The sequence below is a fragment of the Variovorax sp. GW821-FHT09B01 genome (genome assembly GCF_059418345.1).
Map to the genome: position 1 here is coordinate 347,379 of NZ_JBWKPQ010000004.1, position 18,360 is coordinate 365,738.

At 70.7% G+C, this 18,360-nt stretch carries 13 protein-coding genes; 6 read left to right on the top strand and 7 right to left on the bottom strand.

Features of this window, described 5'->3' with window-relative positions; translation table 11 throughout:
• Positions 1-110: 110 nt before the first annotated feature.
• Positions 111-1,490 (bottom strand): adenylosuccinate lyase, encoded by a 1,380-nt coding sequence (gene purB / locus AC07RV_RS16130; RefSeq protein WP_057593677.1) that lies wholly within the window; start codon positions 1,488-1,490, stop codon positions 111-113.
• 116 nt (positions 1,491-1,606) lie between these two features.
• Here purB and AC07RV_RS16135 point away from each other — a divergent pair, with 116 nt between their 5' ends.
• Positions 1,607-2,218, top strand: coding sequence for a glutathione S-transferase N-terminal domain-containing protein (locus tag AC07RV_RS16135; protein ID WP_093351431.1), 612 nt, complete (start codon positions 1,607-1,609; stop codon positions 2,216-2,218).
• 65 nt (positions 2,219-2,283) lie between these two features.
• Here the strand turns inward: AC07RV_RS16135 and AC07RV_RS16140 are convergent, their stop codons facing one another.
• The 4 genes from AC07RV_RS16140 to AC07RV_RS16155 all read right to left on the bottom strand — a co-directional run bounded on the left by AC07RV_RS16140 (position 2,284) and on the right by AC07RV_RS16155 (position 6,600).
• Positions 2,284-3,528 carry an SAM-dependent methyltransferase gene (locus AC07RV_RS16140; RefSeq protein WP_296774911.1) on the bottom strand — a complete coding sequence of 415 codons (1,245 nt, stop codon included), beginning with the start codon at positions 3,526-3,528 and terminating at the stop codon, positions 2,284-2,286.
• Positions 3,525-4,328: a DUF1365 domain-containing protein gene (locus AC07RV_RS16145; RefSeq protein WP_296774913.1), complete on the bottom strand. Its 804-nt coding sequence runs from the start codon at positions 4,326-4,328 to the stop codon at positions 3,525-3,527. Before AC07RV_RS16145 ends, AC07RV_RS16140 begins: the two co-directional genes overlap by 4 nt.
• Positions 4,325-5,641, bottom strand: a complete 1,317-nt coding sequence (locus AC07RV_RS16150; protein WP_296774915.1) for an NAD(P)/FAD-dependent oxidoreductase — start codon at positions 5,639-5,641, stop codon at positions 4,325-4,327. Before AC07RV_RS16150 ends, AC07RV_RS16145 begins: the two co-directional genes overlap by 4 nt.
• Positions 5,642-5,967: 326 nt before the next feature.
• The gene (locus tag AC07RV_RS16155) at positions 5,968-6,600 is read right to left on the bottom strand and encodes a glutathione peroxidase (RefSeq protein ID WP_093351418.1); all 633 of its coding nucleotides are present in this window, start codon (positions 6,598-6,600) and stop codon (positions 5,968-5,970) included.
• A gap of 129 nt (positions 6,601-6,729) precedes the next feature.
• Here AC07RV_RS16155 and AC07RV_RS16160 point away from each other — a divergent pair, with 129 nt between their 5' ends.
• The 3 genes from AC07RV_RS16160 to AC07RV_RS16170 all read left to right on the top strand — a co-directional run bounded on the left by AC07RV_RS16160 (position 6,730) and on the right by AC07RV_RS16170 (position 9,125).
• Positions 6,730-7,587 (top strand): ferritin family protein, encoded by an 858-nt coding sequence (locus tag AC07RV_RS16160; RefSeq protein ID WP_057597796.1) that lies wholly within the window; start codon positions 6,730-6,732, stop codon positions 7,585-7,587.
• A gap of 92 nt (positions 7,588-7,679) precedes the next feature.
• Complete coding sequence (locus tag AC07RV_RS16165; protein ID WP_093351416.1) at positions 7,680-8,573, top strand: RNA polymerase sigma-70 factor; 894 nt, start codon at positions 7,680-7,682, stop codon at positions 8,571-8,573.
• 90 nt (positions 8,574-8,663) lie between these two features.
• Positions 8,664-9,125, top strand: coding sequence for a carboxymuconolactone decarboxylase family protein (locus AC07RV_RS16170; protein ID WP_296774919.1), 462 nt, complete (start codon positions 8,664-8,666; stop codon positions 9,123-9,125).
• A gap of 19 nt (positions 9,126-9,144) precedes the next feature.
• Here the strand turns inward: AC07RV_RS16170 and AC07RV_RS16175 are convergent, their stop codons facing one another.
• Positions 9,145-10,284 (bottom strand): septal ring lytic transglycosylase RlpA family protein, encoded by a 1,140-nt coding sequence (locus AC07RV_RS16175; RefSeq protein WP_296774921.1) that lies wholly within the window; start codon positions 10,282-10,284, stop codon positions 9,145-9,147.
• 46 nt (positions 10,285-10,330) lie between these two features.
• The gene (gene glnE / locus AC07RV_RS16180; protein ID WP_296774923.1) at positions 10,331-13,147 is read right to left on the bottom strand and encodes a bifunctional [glutamate--ammonia ligase]-adenylyl-L-tyrosine phosphorylase/[glutamate--ammonia-ligase] adenylyltransferase; all 2,817 of its coding nucleotides are present in this window, start codon (positions 13,145-13,147) and stop codon (positions 10,331-10,333) included.
• Between the two features lie 25 nt (positions 13,148-13,172).
• Between glnE and AC07RV_RS16185 the strand changes: the two genes are divergently transcribed.
• Both AC07RV_RS16185 and AC07RV_RS16190 read left to right on the top strand, forming a co-directional pair.
• The gene (locus AC07RV_RS16185; protein WP_296774925.1) at positions 13,173-17,543 is read left to right on the top strand and encodes a YhdP family protein; all 4,371 of its coding nucleotides are present in this window, start codon (positions 13,173-13,175) and stop codon (positions 17,541-17,543) included.
• Positions 17,540-18,355 (top strand): carbon-nitrogen hydrolase family protein, encoded by an 816-nt coding sequence (locus tag AC07RV_RS16190; protein WP_296774927.1) that lies wholly within the window; start codon positions 17,540-17,542, stop codon positions 18,353-18,355. Before AC07RV_RS16185 ends, AC07RV_RS16190 begins: the two co-directional genes overlap by 4 nt.
• The last annotated feature ends 5 nt before the right edge of the window (positions 18,356-18,360 follow it).

Sequence of the window (18,360 nt, forward strand, 5' to 3'; positions counted from 1 at the left end):
ACCGGAAAGGGCGATCGAAACGAATCGGCCGCCCTCGGACGGATTCAGGCGGCCTCAGCGAACGAACCAACCGCTTGGGAAAAGCGGTTGGTGCATCGATGCACAGGGCGTCAGATTCTACCGGCGAGTTCGGCCGCCTTGCCCACGTAGCTGGCCGGTGTCATGGCCAGCAGGCGGGCTTTTTCCTCTTCGGGAATCGCGAGCGAACGGATCAGGCCATGCAGCGCCTCGGCCGTCACGGTCTGGCCGCGCGTCACTTCCTTGAGCTGCTCGTAGGCGCCCTGCACGCCGAAGCGGCGCATCACGGTCTGGATCGGCTCGGCCAGCACTTCCCACGAGGCGTCGAGGTCGGCCGCGAGCGCGTCGCGGTTGAGCTCGAGCTTGCCCAGGCCGGTGGCCAGGCTCGCATAGGCCAGGGTCGCGTAGCCGAAGGCCACGCCGATGTTGCGCAGCACCGTGCTGTCGGTCAGGTCGCGCTGCCAGCGGCTGATCGGCAGCTTCTCGCTCAGGTGGCGCAGCAGTGCGTTGGCCAGGCCCAGGTTGCCCTCGGCGTTCTCGAAGTCGATCGGGTTGACCTTGTGCGGCATGGTCGAGGAGCCGATCTCGCCCTTCTTGAGCCGCTGCTTGAAGTAGCCCAGGCTCACGTAGCCCCAGACGTCGCGCGAGAAGTCGACCAGGATGGTGTTGGCGCGCGCCACGGCATCGAACAGCTCGGCCATGTAGTCGTGGGGCTCGATCTGGATGCTGTAGGGCTGGAAGCTCAGGCCCAGGCCCAGCGGCGCCGGGGTCTCGACGACCTTGCGGCTGAAAGCCTCCCAGTCGAAGTCGGGCCAGGCCGCCAGGTGGGCGTTGTAGTTGCCGACCGCGCCGTTCATCTTGCCCAGCAGCTGCACCGAGGCGATCTGCGCGCGCGCCTTCGACAGCCGCACCGCCACGTTGGCGATCTCCTTGCCGACCGTGGTCGGGCTGGCGGTCTGGCCGTGGGTGCGCGAGAGCATCGACACGTCGGCGAACTGGTGCGCCATCTCGCGCAGCTTGGCGATCAGGCCGTCGATCGCGGGCAGCAGCACGGTGTCGCGCGAGGCCTGGATCTGCAGCGCATGGCTGGTGTTGTTGATGTCCTCGCTGGTGCAGGCGAAGTGCACGAACTCGGCCGCGGCCAGCAGCTCGGGGCGGGCTTCGAACTTGGACTTGATCCAGTATTCGACCGCCTTCACGTCGTGGTTGGTGGTCTTCTCGATCTCCTTGATGGCCAGCGCGTCGGCCTCGGAGAAGTGCGAGACCAGGCCCATCAGGTACTTGCGGGCGCCGCCGGTCAGCGGCTTGAATTCGGCGAAGCCGCAGTCCGACAGCGCGATGAACCACGCCACTTCGACCTGCACGCGCCGGTGCATGTAGCCCTGCTCGCTCATCAGGGGGCGCAGGGCCGCGAGTTTGGCCGCGTAACGGCCGTCCAGGGGGGAAAGGGCGGAGACGGTGGAGAAGCTCATGCCCGAATTTTAGGCGGGCCGCCCGGGGACGAACCCGGTACACCGAAAGCCGGGCTTTGGCGTTCCCCTAAAATGATTATGAACAAACGTTATCAATGTCGAGGGAGAGAGCCTTCATGAAACTGATCGGATCCGCCGCCAGTCCCTATGTGCGCAAGGTGCGCGTGGTGCTGGCCGAGAAGCGGCTCGACTACCAGTTCGTGATCGAGGACGTCTGGTCGCCCGACACGACCATCGCCAATTCGAACCCCCTGGGCAAGGTGCCGTGCCTGATCATGGAAGGCGGCGAGGCGATGTTCGACTCGCGCGTGATCGTCGAATACATCGACACCCTGTCGCCGGTCGGCAAGCTGATTCCCCAGCAGAGCCGCGAGCGCGCCGAGGTCAAGACCTGGGAGGCGCTGGCCGACGGCGTGATGGATGCCGGCGTGCTGTGGCGGCTGGAGCGCACCTGGTCCGGCCGTGCCGACGGCGAGCGCAGCGAGGCCTGGATCGACCGCCAGCGCGCCAAGGTCGAGGCCGGCGTGGCCGCCATGGCCAAGGGCCTGGGCGACAAGCCCTTCTGCAGCGGCATCCACCTGAGCCTGTCGGACATCGCGGTGGGCTGCACCCTGGGCTGGCTGAACCTGCGCTTCCCCGAGATCGAATGGCGCGCCGAGCACGCGAACCTCGCGAAGCTCTATGACAAGCTGATGCAGCGCCCGAGCTTCATCGACACCCAGCCCTGAGCCGCTGAACGGCTTTCGCCCATGAAAAAAGCGCCTTCCGGCGCTTTTTTGCCGTCGGCCCGGCCTCAGGGCTTGCGCAGCGTGTACTGCACCACGTCGATGCTGCGCTCGGCGAAGGCGGCCTCGCAGTAGGCCAGGTAGAACTCCCAGATCCGCATGAAGCGCTCGTCGAAACCGAGCTGCAGCACCTGGGCGCGCTGCGCCAGGAAGCGCTCGCGCCAGCGCCGCAGGGTCTCGGCGTAGTCGGCGCCGAAGGCGAATTCGTCGACCACCTCGAGCCCCGCGGCCTCGGCGGCACGCCGGAACTCGCGCGGGCAGGGCAGGCAGCCGCCCGGGAAGATGTACTGCTGGATGAAGTCGGTGGCGTCCACGTAGCGCTCGAACAGCCCGTCGTCGATCACGATGCTCTGGATGCAGGCGCGCCCGCCCGGCTTGAGCAGCCGGCTCACGCTCGCGAAGTAGGTCGGCCAGTATTCGCGGCCCACGGCCTCGACCATCTCGATCGAGCAGATCGCATCGAAGGGCGCGTCGTTGGTGGTCCGGCCGATGTCGCGGTAGTCCTGCAGCCGCAGGTCGACCGGCAGGCCCTCGGTGCGCTGGCGCGCGTGGGCGAGCTGCTCGTGCGAGAGCGTCACGCCGGTGACGGCGGCGCCGAATTCGGTCGCGGCCTTCTCGGCCAGCGCGCCCCAGCCGCAGCCGATCTCGAGCACCCGGTCGCCGGGCCGCACGCCCGCCATGGCGAGCGCGCGCCGCACCTTGGCGTGCTGCGCCTCGGGCATCGGCCGCGTCAGGTCGCCCTCGAACCAGGCCGACGAGTAGTTCATCGTCTCGTCGAGCCAGAGTTCGTAGAAGGCATTGCCCAGGTCGTAGTGCGCCTGGATGTTGCGTGCGCTGCCGGTCCTGCTGTTGCGGTTCAGCAGCAGGTGGCGCAGGCGGTAGAGCAGGCGGCCGGTCCAGCTGCCGTAGAACACGTTCTCGATCGCGCGCCGGTTCGCCACGAACACGCGCAGCAGCTCGACCAGGTTCGGCGTGGTCCAGTCGCCCGCGATGTAGCTCTCGGCGAAACCGATGTCGCCCGACTTCAGCGCGGCGCTGCAGACGGTCCAGTTGCGCAGCGTGAGCGAGGCGGTCGGGCCCTCGCCCGGCGCGGCGCCGAAGTGGCGCACCGAGTCGTCGGGCAGCCGCACGGTCAGCGAGCCGTGCGCCAGGCGTTGCAGCAGGCGCAGCACGCTGCGGGCCGCGCGCGGCGCGTCCTGCGGCAGGTGGAAGCCCGAGGCGGGCGAGTCGGCAGTGGTCGTCGTCGGGGTCATGGGTTCGCCTGCGGCTGGCGCGGCTCGCCGCGCGACACGGAATGAAGCGGCGGGGCCGGCTTGTGGACGAAGGGCACGCGCTTGAGCCACAGCCGCGCGGCCTGCCAGTGGATGCGGGCGATCAGGCCCAGCGTCATGGCGGGGTAGCGCCAGAACGCGCGCCGCAGGCTGGCCGCGTCGAGCGCCTGGAGTTCGCCGCCGACGCTGGTCTGCAGCAGCGGGCCGTCGGCGTCGTCGTGGTCGATGCGCACCAGGGTGCGCGTGCGTTCGGCGTCGGTGAAGAAGCGGAAGCGGTAGCTGCCGTCGATGCGGCAGAACGGCGAGACGTGGAAGGCCTTGGTCGCGCGCAGCTCGGGGCCGAAGGCCGGCCGGTCGAGCAGGTAGCAATGGCGTTCGCCGAAGGTGTTGTTGACCTCGACCACGATCGCGCGCAGCGCGCCCGCGCGGTCGTGGCAGTACCAGAAGCTGACAGGCTTGAAGGTGTAGCCGAACACCCGCGGGTAGCAGTGCAGCCAGGCCTCGCCGTCGGCGTCGTCGATGCCGTGGGCGGCCAGCAGTTCGTCGAGCCAGGCCAGCGCGCCGCCCGCGTCGGGCGCGCGGCCGTCGCCATGGTCGACGTCGTGGAAGGACAGCGCGCCGCGGCGGTTGAACGCGAGCGCCTGGCTGCCGTCGCGGTGCAGCGCGCGCATCGGCAGCATAAGGAAGAAGGTGGGGTAGGCGAAGGCATTGCGGGCCGGGCGCAGCCGTGCATGCCGGACCTCGCCGAAGCCGATCAGCGGCAACGGCCCCGCCGTGGTCATGAGGCGGCTTTCCCGGTCGCCAGCTGCGCCTGCAGGCCGCGGGCCGCGGCCAGGCCGGCCTTCAGGCCGTCCTCGTGGAAGCCGTAGCCCATCCAGGCGCCCGCGAACCAGGTGCGGCGCTGTCCCTGCAGCGCGGGCACCCGCGACTGGGCATCGATCGCTGCTAGATCGAGCACCGGGTGGGCGTAGTCGTATTCGGCCATGACCTCACTACGCGCGATCTCGCGAACCGGATTCAGCGAAACGATCACCGGTTGCGACCAGGGCAGCGGCTGCAGCTTGTTGAGCAGGTAGTGCAGGCAGACGCCGCCCGATTCCCGCGCGCCGTCCGCGCGCTGATAGTTCCAGGCGGCCCAGGCGGAGGGCCGCTCGGGCAGCACAGAGGCGTCGGTGTGCAGCACCGCGTGGTTCGGCTGGTAGCGGATCGCGCCGAGCACCGCAGCCTCGGCGGGGCTGGGCTCGGCCAGCAGCGCCAGGGCCTGGTCGGAATGGGTGGCGAGCACCAGGTGGTCGAAGGCCTCGGTGCCGGCATCGGTGGCGATGCGCACGCCGTCGGCGTCGCGCTCGATGCGCCGCACCGGCGTGTTCAGGCGCGCATCGGACAGGCCCGCGACGATCTTCTCGACGTAGCGTTGCGAGCCGCCGCGCACGGTGCGCCATTGCGGCCGGTTGGCGATCTGGATCAGGCCGTGGTTGTGGCAGAAGCGGATCATGGTCGCGACCGGGAAGGCCAGCATCTGCGCGGTCGGGCAGCTCCAGATGCAGGCCATCATCGGCAGGAAATACCAGTCGCGGAAGGCCGGGCCGAAGCGGTGGGCATCGAGGAAATCGCCGAGCGGCTGCGCCAGTTCGCCCTCGGTGCCGGCGAGCGCGATGCGCGTGGTCAGCCGGTTGAAGCGCATCAGATCGGCCAGCATGCCCAGGAAGCGCGGGTCGACGAGGTTGCGGCGCTGCGCGAACACGGTCGCGAGGCTGCTGCCGCTCCATTCCAGGCGCCCGCCGCTGGGCCGCGTCGCCTGGACCGAGAACGACATGTCCGAGTCGGCGGTCGCCACGCCCAGGTCGGCGAACAGGCGGATCAGTTCGGGGTAGGTGCGGTCGTTGTAGACCAGGAAACCCGTGTCGACGCCGTGCGCGACGCGTTCGCCCGAACCGGGCGATGTCGGCAGCGAGACCGTGGCCGTGTGCGCGTGGCCACCGAAGTAGTCACTGGCTTCGAAGAGGGTGATGCGGGCCGAATCGCGCAGCGCGTGGGCCGCGGCCAGTCCCGAGATGCCGGCGCCGACGATGGCGACCCGGGTCGGCGGCCTCATGGCACCGCCCCGGGTTGGCTGGAAGACAAAAATGCTGCGAGGCGCCCCGACGCGAAGGAGGGAGGGAGGGAGGAGGAGAAGAATCGCCTCGGGATTTCGACCAGACGGCAAGCGCCCGGAAGACCTCGCAACATGAAAACCGTGGGGCATTCGCTGCCCACGCGAGTTATGAGCGAGGACTTTGCCGCACGGTTCCCACCGCAGTGGTAAGCATTTGTGACGATCCGTTCACAATCTGATTGACGCATCGGTAAATAATATTACCGATACGTCTTCGTGTGAACTGATCAGTTTCGAATTCGATCGCCGGTGCGAACCTGCCGGCATCAGCCCGGATTGGCGGCCAACTGCTTCTCGATGATCGCGATGAAGGCGTTCTCGTCGGGCGCCGTCATGCTCGACCAGGCCTGGACCACCTTGCCGTCGCGGCCGATCAGGTACTTGTAGAAGTTCCATTTCGGCGTCGTGCCCGAGGCCTGGGCCAGCTGCTTGAACAGCGGATTGGCGTCCGAGCCGCGCACCGAGGACTTGCCGAACATCGGGAATTTCACGCCGAAAGTGCTTTCGCAGAAGTCGGCGATCTCCTTGTTCGAAGCCGATTCCTGAGCGAAATCGTTCGACGGGAAGCCCAGCACCACCAAGCCGCGCGCGCGGTACTTGCTGTCGAGCGCCTCCAGTCCCTTGTACTGCGGCGTGAAGCCGCAGAAGCTGGCCGTGTTGACCACCAGCACCACCTTGCCCGAGTACTGGCACAGGGACTGTGGTTTTTCGTCCTGCAGCCGCGGGAAGGTGTGCTGCAGTATGGCGGGACAGCCTGCCGCCGCCTGGGGCGCGGCAGCCGGTGCGGGTGCCGCGGGTTGCTGGGCGAAGGCCGGTGCCGTTGCGGTCAACAGGCCGGCCATCAGGGCCATTGCCGACGTACGGAGCATCGGGACCGACAATGGGGTGGGGGTTCGCATGGCGGGCTCCTGGTTCACAAAAAGGGGGGCGCATCCGTGCCGCGACGGCGCACGTATTCGCATCATCGCGCGCCTGTCATGGATGCGCCAAACGTGCCGTTTAAAATCGGCGGCCTTAGAAAGATATAGATGCTCTATCCGGAACTCTTCAGACAGCTCGAATCCGTCCGCTGGGACATGGACAAGGACATCCCGTGGCAGTCGTTCGACGCTTCGCTGCTGTCCGAAGAGCAGGCGCAAACCATCAAGATGAACGCCATCACGGAGTGGGCGGCGCTGCCGGCCACCGAGATGTTCCTGCGCGACAACCGCCACGATAGCGATTTTTCCGCTTTCATGTCGATCTGGTTCTTCGAGGAGCAGAAGCACTCGCTGGTGCTCATGGAGTACCTGAAGCGCTTCAGCCCCCAGCACGCCCCCACCGAGGCCGAGCTGCACGAGGTGCGCTTCGACTTCGACCCGGCGCCCCCGCTCGAAACCCTGATGCTGCATTTCTGCGGCGAGATCCGCCTCAACCACTGGTACCGCCGTGCCGCCCAGTGGCACACCGAGCCGGTCATCAAGCACATCTACACCACGCTGAGCCAGGACGAAGCCCGCCACGGCGGCGCCTACCTGCGCTACATGAAGCGCGCGCTCGAAAAGTTCGGCGACGAGGCCCGTTCGGCCTTCACCAAGGTCGGCGTGCTGATGGCGAGCGCCCGGCGCACCGCCCAGGCGCTGCACCCGACCAACCTGCACGTGAACAAGGCGCTGTTCCCGAACGACACGATCCAGAGCCGCATGCCCGATCCGGACTGGCTCGAGCACTGGCTCGACAAGCAGATCAAGTTCGACGCGGTCTGGGAAACCAAGGTCGGCGAGCGCATCCTGCACAACCTGAGCCTGCTGATGAACCGCAGCTTCAAGACGGTCCAGGAACTGAACCGCTACCGCAAGGAACTGGCGGCCAGCCTCGGCCCCAAGCCCGAATACCAGGGCGCGTAAGCAAGCAAAGACAGCAGAAAATCGCCCCGCACGCCGGGGCGATTTTTTTGGGCCCCGCGTCACAAACCGGCACCGCCAGCCGTCTTGCCTTCATGGACGCCGCCACCCTCGCCTTCGACCGCCACCGCCCGCGCCTGCAGGGCATCGCCTACCGCATGCTCGGCTCCGTGGCCGAGGCCGAGGAGGTCGTGCAGGACGCCTGGCTGCGCTGGCACGAAACCGCCACCGAGGCGCTCGACAGCACCGAGGCCTGGCTGGTCACGGTCGTGACCCGGCTGTCGATCGACCGGCTGCGCGCGGCCAAGGTGCAGCGCGAGCACTACAGCGGCCACTGGATGCCCGAGCCGATGCTCACCGAGTCGCCGGCCACGCCCGAGGAAGTGCTGGCGCGCGCCGACGACGTCTCGGTGGCCTTCCTGACCGTGCTCGAGCGGCTGGCGCCCGAGGCGCGCGCGGCCTTCCTGCTGCGCGAGGTGTTCGACACCGACTACGACGAGATCGCGCGCATGCTCGGCAAGAGCGAGGCCGCCTGCCGCCAACTCGTGCACCGCGCCAAGACCCAGGTGCAGGAAGGACGGCCGCGCTACCGCGTGTCGCGTGAGACCCAGATGCGGCTGCTGCGCAGCTTCGCCGAGGCCTCGGCCAAGGGCAGCGTGCGCGAGCTCGAGGCCTTCTTCACCGAAGAGGCCGAGCTGGTCGGCGACGGCGGCGGCAAGGTCCAGACCTTCACGCACGGGCTGGTCGGCGCGCGCCGCATCGCGCAGCTCTACTTCGCCGTGCAGCGGCGCCACGCGGGCGGCGAGCCGGAACGCAGCGTGCGCACCGAGCTGGTCGACCTCAACGGCGAGCCGGGCCTGCTGCGCTTCATCGGCGGCGTGCTCGAGTCGGCCCAGACCTTCGAGTTCGACGGCGACCGCATCGCGCGCGTGCGCGCGCAGCGCAATCCCGACAAGCTCGCGCGCATCGCCGCGGCCTTCGCGCGCTGATTTTTTTCCGACTTCGTGTCACAGGCCGGCGGGCCGGCGCGTCTTCAGTGTGTATCCCGATTTCATCGTCAACCACTGGAGAACATCGCCATGAACACCGCCCCCCGCCTGAACTGGTTCAAGACCGTGCCCAAGGCCTTCGAGGCCCTGCTGTCGGTCAACACCGCCATCGCCAACACCACGCTCGAGAAGAAGCTGGTCGACCTCGTGTTCGCCCGCGTCTCGCAGATCAACGGCTGCGCCTACTGCCTCGACATGCACGTGCGCGACCTGCGCAAGGAGGGCGAAGGCTGGCAGCGCATCAACAGCCTCGCGACCTGGCGCGAGATGAGCTTCTACGACGCGCGCGAGCGCGCCGCGCTGGCCTGGGCCGAGTCGCTCACGCGCATGGCCGACCGCCACGATGCGCGCGATGCCGAGTACGAGGCGCTGAAGGCCGCCTTCAGCGACCTCGAGATCGCCGAGCTCACGGTCGCGGTGGCGCAGATCAATTCGTGGAACCGCATGAACGTCGCGATGCACGTGCCCGCGCCGGTCAAGCCGCTCGAGTGAGCGCAGCGGCCGGACGCTCCTAGCGCCGCTCGACCACCATCGGCGAGATGCGCAGGCTCTCGCGCACCTGCGACACCGCCTCGCCCGCTTCGCCGCGCGAGGCGAAAGGCCCGGCCTGCAGCCGGTGCGTGCCGGCCTCGCTGAACACGCGCAGTTGCGGCGCGAGCGCAGGCAGGCCGCGCGCGGCCTGGGCGCGCAGGGTTTCGGCGCCGCCGCGTTCGCGGAAGGCGCCGAGCTGGACCCAGAAGCCGGCCGACGGCTTGTCGGGCCCGGCCAGCGAGGCCGCTGCGGCGGCAGCCACCGCCGCGGGCGTGGGCCCGCTCGGCGGCGCGGCCGCGGCCGGTGCCAGCGGCGGCAGGGCATTCACCACCATGGGCGGGCGCGGTCCCGGCGGCGGCTCGACCTCGTCGTCGGCGCCAGGGGCGGGCCCGGCCGCGGCGGGCGGTGCCACCGGCATCGTCGAAGCCTCGGGCGCGTTCGTTCCCACCGTCGAGACCCAGACCGAGGGCACGGCCACCGGCGCGGCGGCCGCGCGCACAGGCATCGGCGGTGGCGGCACGTAGACCGGTGCAGCGGGTGCGGGCGCGGGTGCCGTGTAGACAGGCGCCGCCGCCAGCATCGTGTCCGACCCGCGCCGCCAGGCGCCGGTGCGGATGTCCTCGTTCGTGATGCGTTCGATCTCCACCGGCGCCACGCCGCGCAGCAGGTCGAGCTTGAGCGCGGCCGTGTAGCTCAGGTCGATGACGCGGCCGTCGACGAAGGGCCCGCGGTCGTTCACGCGCACGATCGCCTCGCGGCCGTTGGCCGGGTTGCGCACGCGCACGTAGCTCGGCAGCGGCAGCGTCTTGTGGGCCGCCGTCATCGCGTACATGTCGTAGGGCTCGCCGCTGGCCGTCGAGCCCGCGTGGAACTTGCGCCCGTACCAGGAGGCCAGGCCCGATTCGCGGAACGGCCGGTCGTCGGTGATCGGCGTGTAGCCGCGGCCGAGCACGGTGTAGGGCTTGCTGGTGCCGCCGCTGCCGCGGATCGGCTCGATGCGGGGCTCGGCGTCGGGAACGCGCTCGAGGTTGGAGGGCGGACTGGCGCCCGGGCCGTCGCGGCCACCGCCGCCGCCGCGTGGCCCGCTCGCGCAGCCCGCGAGCACGACGGCGACAGCCACCGCACAGGCGGCGCAGGCCGCGCTGGGTCGGCGGGCGCCGCGCGCCTCAACCAAACACGGCCCTCCACAGCGCCAGCATCGCTTCGCGCTGCGCGGCCAGCGCGGGTGGCGTCACCTGCGTCGGCTCCTCGTTGAGGCGTGCGCGGTGCTGCACGCGCCGCAGCTCGCGGTAGGCCGCGGCCGCGTTGCGGCCCACGCCCGCGGGCAGCAGGCCGGCGTCTTCCGCGCGGATCAGCAGCGCGATGTTGCCGAGGTTGGGGATCAGCTCAGGATGCTCGCTGGAGGCCGACAGCACCAGGAACTGCACCGCGAACTCGGCATCGACCATGCCGCCGGGGCTGTGCTTGACGTCGAAGCGGTCGGCCTTCACGGGCCGCGCGCCGCGCAGCTTGTCGCGCATCGCGATGATCTCGGCCTTCAGCGCCTCGCGGTTGCGCGGCGCCACCAGCACGGCCTCGCGCACCTGGTCGAAGCGCGCGCCGAGCTCGGCGCCGTGGTCCTCGCTGCCGAGCACGAAGCGCGCGCGCGTCATGGCCTGGTGTTCCCAGGTCCAGGCGGTGTTGCTGCCGCGGCCGAGCTGGTACTTCTCGTAGGCCTGGAAGCTGGTGGTCAACAGGCCCGAATTGCCGTTGGGCCGCAGCGCGGTGTCGATCTCGAACAGGTCGCCCTCGCGCGTCTTCACCGTGAGCCAGTTGATGAGCTTGCGCACGTAGGCCGCGTAGACCTCGCCGGCGCGCTCGTCGTCGTCGTCGTAGACGAACACGATGTCGAGGTCGCTGCCGTAGCCCAGTTCTTTGCCGCCGAGCTTGCCGTAGCCGATGATCGCGAACTGCGCCACCTCGCGGTGCCGGTTGCGCACGTGCGGCCAGCACCAGCGGGCGGTCACGCGCAGCGTGGTGTCGGCCAGCGCGCTGAGGTCGTCGGCCACCTGCTCGACGGTGATGCGGCCGTCCACGTCGCGCGCCAGGGTGCGGAACACCTCGGCATGGTGCGCGTGGCGCAGCAGGTTCAGCAGGCGCTCCTCGTCGGCCTCGCCGGTGCGGCTCAGCGAGGCATGGCGCGCCTCGAGCTCGCGCTCGAACTCGGCGGCCACGAAGCGGCCCGACAGCATCTCGTCGCTGGCCAGCTCGTCGATCACGCCCGGGTGCTGCATCAGGTAGCGCGCCGGCCAGCGCGCCGAGCCCAGCAGCCGCAGCAGGCGTTCCTGCACCGCGGGCCGTTCGACCAGCAGCGCCAGGTAGCTCTCGCGGCGCAGCAGCGGCTCGATCCAGTCGGCCCAGCGCAGCGCGGCCTCGACAGGGTGGGTGGTCTGGCCCTGGCCGTCGCCGTCGGGCTCGCGCAGCCACTGGCCGGTGCGCTGCACCAGCTGGCGCAGTCGCGCGCGCGTTTCATCGCGCAGCGCCATCATGCGCGGCGTCTCGCACCAGTCCTTGATGCGCTCGGCGAAGGCCGGCGGCAGCTCGTCGAGCAGGTCCGACAGCTCGGCCGGCGCGGCCGCCTTGCGCGCGCCGTTGCACTTGCCGTTGCAGGGCTTGTCGCCGCCCAGCAGCTTGTCGAACTCCTGCGCGACGAACTCGCGATGGGTGTCGAGCTGGGCCAGGAACGGGCAGCAGTCGGCATAGCCGAGCGTCTGCGCGATCCAGCGCAGGTCCTCGTCGGCCACGGGCAGCGCATGGGTCTGCTGGTCGTCCAGGTACTGGATGCGGTGCTCGACCTGGCGCAGGAACTCGTAGGCCGCGGCCAGCGCGTCGGCGGTTTCCTGCGGCATCAGGCCGGCGCGCGCGAGCCGCTGCAGCGCATCGAGCGTGGGCCGGGTGCGCAGCTCGGGGAACTGGCCGCCGCGCACCACCTGCAGCAGCTGCACGGTGAACTCGATCTCGCGGATGCCGCCGCGCGACAGCTTCACGTCGTTCGCGCGCTCGGGTCGGCCCGCGCTGCGGCGCGCCGACTGCTCGCGGATCTGGCGGTGCAGCACGCGCAGCGAATCGAACACGCTGTAGTCGAGGTAGCGGCGGAACACGAAGGGCAGCACCGCGCCGCGCAGGCCCTGGGCCTGGCCCTGCGCGACCACCTCGGTGGGCGCGACCACGCGGCTCTTCATCCAGGCGAAGCGCTCCCATTCGCGGCCCTGCACCTGGAAATACTCCTCCAGCGCATCGAGCGAGACCACGGGTGGCCCCGAGTTGCCGTTGGGCCGCAGCGCCAGGTCGACGCGGAACACGAAGCCGTGCTCGGTGGTGTCGCCCACCAGCGCGTAGATGCGCTTCACGGCGCGTGCGAAGTACTCCTGGTTCGCGAGCTTGCCGCGGCCCTGCGGGTCGCCGGCGGTGTCGCCGTCCTGGTCGTAGAGGTAGATGAGGTCGATGTCGCTCGACACGTTGAGCTCGCGCGCGCCGAGCTTGCCCATGCCCACGATCCACAGCTGCGAGCGCTGGCCGTCGGCGCCCAGCGGCGCGCCATGCGCCGCGTCGAGCTCGGCGCAGGCCTCGCGGCAGGCGGTGTCGAGCGCGAACTCGGCGAGCTCGGTGACCGCGGTGGTCACCGCGGCCAGCGGCGCCTGGCGGTCGCAATCGAGTGTGACAAGGCGTTCCATCACCAGCTGCCGCACGATGCGCAGGGCGTCGCCCACGCCGTCGCCGCGCGCGCGCAGTGCCTCGTAGGCCTGCGTCATCGATGCGCGGCGCGGCTCGCCCTCGGGCAGCAGCGCGAGTTCGCCTGCATAGCGGCGGCGCAGGCGCTGCACGAAGCGCGAATAGGAGGACAAGGCGGGCTTGTCCGCGTCGGGGTTCGTCGATGCTGTAGCTGACAACTGATTCAAACTGGTGCTGGTTGCGGCGGAACCCGTCCCGATGGTGGCGGTCATAATTCCCGGCACAGCGCGATCCTCAATGAACGACACGGTGTCTTCCCCTTCACGTCTGCTCAAGATCACCGCTGTGACGGCGCGCTGGCTCCTGGGTCTTCTCGTGGCTGCGTGGCTTCTCCTGGCCCTGGCAGTCGTGGTCCTGCACGCGTGGATTGTGCCGCGAATCGGCGATTACCGTGGTGCGCTGGAGGCGCAGGCCAGCAAGGCGATCGGGGTGCCGGTGCGCATCGGTTCGATCACGGCCCGCTCGGGCAGCCTGTTCCCCGCCTTCGAGTTGCGCGACGTGGTGCTGCAGGACGCGCAGCAGCGCGAGGCGCTGCGCCTCGTGCGCGTGGTGGCCAGCGTCTCGCCGCGCTCGCTGTGGCGCTTCAATTTCGAGCAGCTCTACATCGAGGGCCCGGCGCTCGACGTGCGCCGCGACGCTCAGGGAAAACTCCATGTCGCGGGCCTGCACATGTCGACTGATACGACCGGAGAAACCCGCGCCGCCGACTGGTTTTTCGCGCAGCGCGAACTGGTGATCGAAGGCGGCACGGTGCGCTGGACCGACGAGCAGCGCCAGGCCGAGCCGCTGATGCTGACCGACGTGCGCTTCGTGGCGCGCAACGGCGGCCGCCGCCACGGCCTGCGGCTCGATGCCACGCCGCCGGCCGGCTGGGGCGAGCGCTTCACGCTGCGCGGCCAGTTCCGCCAGCCGCTGCTGTCGGTGCGCACCGGCCGCTGGCAGACCTGGGACGGCCAGATCTACGCCGACCTGCCCTACATCGACGTGACCCGGCTCGGGCGCTACGTATCGATCGATGCGCGCATCCGCGAGGGCAACGGCGCGCTGCGGCTGTGGGCCGACGTGGACGACGGCCAGATCGTCGGCGCCGCCGCCGACCTCGGCCTCGACCGGGTCGATGCCTCGCTCGGCAAGGGGTTGCAGCCGCTGGTGCTGCGCGCGGTCACGGGCCGGCTCGCGGGCCGGCTCACGGTCGACACGATGGAGTTCTCGACCACCGCGCTGCAGTTCGACACCGCCGACGGCCTGCGCTGGCCCGGCGGCAACCTCTGGCTGCAGCACACGCCCGCCAAGGGCCGCACGCCCGAGCACGGCGCGCTGCGCGCCGACCGGCTCGACCTCGCGGCGCTGGCGCTCATCGCCGACCGGCTGCCGCTCGGAGACGCCACCCACCGCGTGCTCGACGCCTACGGCCCGCGCGGGCTGGTCGAGCGCATCGACCTGAACTGGCAGGGCTCGCTGGGCGCGCCCGACCGCTACCAGGCCAAGGGGCGCGTCAGCGGGCTGCGCATCGCCTCGCAGGCCGGCGCGGCGCCGGCCGAGACCCCTGCTGCCGCGCCCGCCACGCCCGCCGCCAAGCCGCCCGCTCCGACACCTTCCGCACCTTCGGCAAGCACCACGGCCACCGCGGCCACCGCGGCCGTCCCCCCACGCGTGCATCCCGGCTCCCCCGGTCTCAGCGGCGCCACGCTCGACTTCGACGCCACCCACGCGGGCGGCAGCGCCACGCTCGCGATCGCGCAGGGCGGGCTCGAATTCCCCGGCGTGTTCGAGGAGCCCGCGATCCCGGTCGACCGGCTCTCGGCCCAGCTGCAATGGAAGATCGACAACGGCAACACGCAGCTGCAGGTGTCGAAGCTGCGCTTCGCCAACGTCGACGCCGAGGGCGATGCCGAGGCCAGCTGGCGCACCAGCGACCCGGCCACCTCGAGCAGCAAGGCGCGCTTTCCCGGCGTGCTCGATCTGCGCGGCAAGCTGACCCGGGCCGACGGCACGCGGGTCTTTCGCTACCTGCCGCTCGACATCCCGCAGCACACGCGCGACTACGTGCGCGACGCGGTCACCAAGGGCGTCGCGAGCAGCGTCGACTTCCGCGTGCGCGGCGACCTGCACGACATGCCGTTCATGGACCCGCGGCTCGGCGAGTTCCGCATCGCGGCCAAGGTCCAGGACGTGCACTACGCCTATGCGCCGCCGCATGTGCCCGAGGCCACGTCCGCTGCCGCCGCACCGGCGCCCGCGCGCGGCACCGCGGCCGCCCGCGTCGCCGCCGCGCCCACCCCGCCGACCGTCGCCCCGCCCGCCGCGCCCAGCGTGGCCCAGTGGCCCGCGATCACCGGCCTGTCGGGCGAGCTGATCTTCGAGCGCGCCGGCATGCAGGTGCGCAACGCGCGCGGCCGGCTCGCGGGTGCCACCGCCATCGAGGTGTCGAAGGCCGAGGCCCAGATCCCCGACATGTCGCACCACGCCGCGCTGCTCAAGGTCGACGCGCAGGCGCGCGGGCCGCTGGGCGAGCTGCTGCGCGTGGGCGCGCCGCTGGCCGGCGATGCCGGCGAGTTCCTGCGCGGCGTGCGCGCCAACGGTGTGGCCGACTACAAGCTGCATCTCGAGCTGCCGCTCGAGGCCATGGACAAGGCGAAGGTGCAGGCCAGCGTGGCCTTCGGCGACAACAACGAGGTGCAGCCGGTGCCCGAGGCGCCGCTGCTGACCCAGACCAAGGGCACGCTGAACTTCACCGAGACCGGCTTCGCGCTGGCCGGCGTGCAGGCCCGGCTGCTCGGCGGTGACGTGCGCATCGACGGCCGCGGCCGCTACACCGGCCCGGCCGCGAGCCATGAGCTCGCCATCCGCGCGCAGGGCAACGTCAGCGCCGACGGCATGCGCGCCGCGCGCGAGGTCGACTGGCTTGCGCGGCTGGCGAAGAAGGCCACCGGCAGCGCGCCCTACACCGCGAGCTTCTCGATGCGCGAGGGCGCCTCCGAGTTCTCGGTCGCCAGCAGCCTGCAGGGCCTGGCGCTGCAGCTGCCGGCGCCGCTCGCGAAGAGCGCCGAGGAGCAGATGCCGCTGCGCATCGAGAAGAAGATCGTGCAGCGCGAGGCGCGCGCCGGCACGGCGGGCAGCGCGGGCGCGGCCAGCGTCGCCACGCAGGACCAGATCGGCCTGGAGATCGGCCGCGTCGGCTCGGTGCAGTACGTGCGCGACATCTCGGGCAGCGAGCCGCGCGTGCTGCGCGGCGCCATCGCGGTCGGCCTGGCGGCCAACGAGACCGCGAGCGTGCCCGAGCGCGGCGTGCTCGCCAACATCAACCTCGCGCGGCTCGACATGGCGGCCTGGCAGGCGGCCTTCGGCGAAGCCGCCGGCACCGGCCCGGCCGACATGCAGGCCGCGGCCGGCGACGAGGCCTCGCCCTACCTGCCCACGCGCATCGCGGTGCGCGCGCAGCAGCTCAGCGTGGCGGGCCGCACCCTGCACGAGGTGGTGCTCGGCGGCACGCGCGACGGCGCGCTGTGGCGCGCCAACATCGACGCCACCGAGCTCAGCGGCTATGCCGAGTACCGCCACACCCAGGCCGGCCGGCTCTATGCGCGGCTCGCGCGGCTGAAGATCGCGCCGACCGAGGCGACCCAGGTCGAGGCCCTGCTCGACGAGCAGCCCAGCACCCTGCCCGCGCTCGACATCGTGGTCGACGACTTCGAGCTGCTCGGCAAGCGCCTGGGCCGAGCCGAGATCGATGCGGTCAACCGCGGCGGCGTGGGCCGCGAATGGCTGCTCAATCGGCTGAGCTTCACCATGCCCGAGGCCAGCTTCGCGGCCAAGGGCACCTGGGCCGCGGTCCCGGGCTCGGGCGGCGGCGGCCGCGCCGAGCAGCGCCGCACCGCCATGACCTTCCGGCTCGACATCAACGATGCCGGCAGCCTGCTCGGGCGCTTCGGCATGCCCGGCGTGCTGCGGCGCGGCAACGGCCGGCTCGAGGGCAACGTCGACTGGCGCGGCTCGCCGTTCTCCATCGACTACCCGAGCCTGGGCGGCCAGCTCGGCGTGAACGTCGAATCGGGCCAGTTCCTCAAGGCCGATCCGGGCCTGGCCAAGCTGCTCGGCGTGCTGAGCCTGCAGGCGCTGCCGCGTCGGCTCACGCTCGACTTCCGCGACGTGTTCAGCCAGGGCTTCGCCTTCGACTTCATCCGCGGCGACGCGAAGATCGCGAACGGCACCGCGAGCACCAACAACCTGCAGATGAAGGGCGTGAACGCCGCCGCGCTGATGGACGGCTCGGCCGACATCGTCCACGAGACGCAGAACCTGCGCGTGGTGGTGGTGCCCGAGATCAACGCCGGCACCGCCGCGCTGGTCGCGACCGCGATCAATCCGGCCATCGGCCTGGGCACCTTCCTGGCGCAGTGGGTGCTGAGCAAGCCGCTGTCGAGCGCGGCCACGCAGGAGTTCCAGATCGAGGGCACCTGGGCCGACCCCAAAATAGCGAAGGTGGCGCGTCCGCTGCTGCCCAACATTTCGAACAACCTGCCGCACCTGCCGGCGCTTCCCAGCCTGCCGGGCATCCCGGGGCTGCCGGCCGCGGGCGAAGGCAGAAGACCGGAGACCACGCAATGAAAGTCGCAGCCATCCAGATGGTGTCGGCCATCGCCCGCGAAGCCAACCTGGCACGCGCGCACGACCTGCTCGCGCGCGCCGCCGCCGAGGGCGCCGAGCTCGCGGTGCTGCCCGAGTACTTCTGCATGATGGGCGCGCGCGACACCGACAAGCTGGGCCTGCGCGAGACCGCCGGCGCGGGCACGGTGCAGGGCTTCCTGGCCGACGCGGCGCGCGAGTTCGGCCTGTGGATCGTCGGCGGCACGCTGCCGATCGAGAGCGCCGATGCCGACCACGTCTTCAACAGCTCGCTGGCCTTCTCGCCCGAGGGCAAGTGCGTGGCGCGCTACGACAAGATCCACCTGTTCTTCTTCGACAACGGCCGCGAGCGCTTCGACGAGCGCCGCGTGATCGCGCCGGGCGCCGAGCCGGTGCTGTTCGAGCTGCCCTCGCGCGACGGCCATGCCTGGCGCATCGGCCTGAGCGTGTGCTACGACCTGCGCTTTCCCGAGCTCTACCGCGCGCTCTCGCGCCAGGGCGCCGACCTGCTGCTGGTGCCCAGCGCCTTCACCCACACCACGGGCGCCGCGCACTGGGAGGTGCTGCTGCGCGCGCGCGCCATCGAGAACCTGGCCTGGGTGGTCGCGCCCGCGCAGGGCGGCACGCACGAGAACGGCCGCCGCACCTGGGGCCAGTCGCTGATCGTCGATCCCTGGGGCACGGTGGTGGCGCAGCAGGCGAGCGAGGAGGGCGTGGTGCTGTTCGACATCGACACCGCCCAGGTCGAGCGCGCGCGCACGCAGCTGCCCGCGCTGTCGCACCGCATCCTGTAGGACCG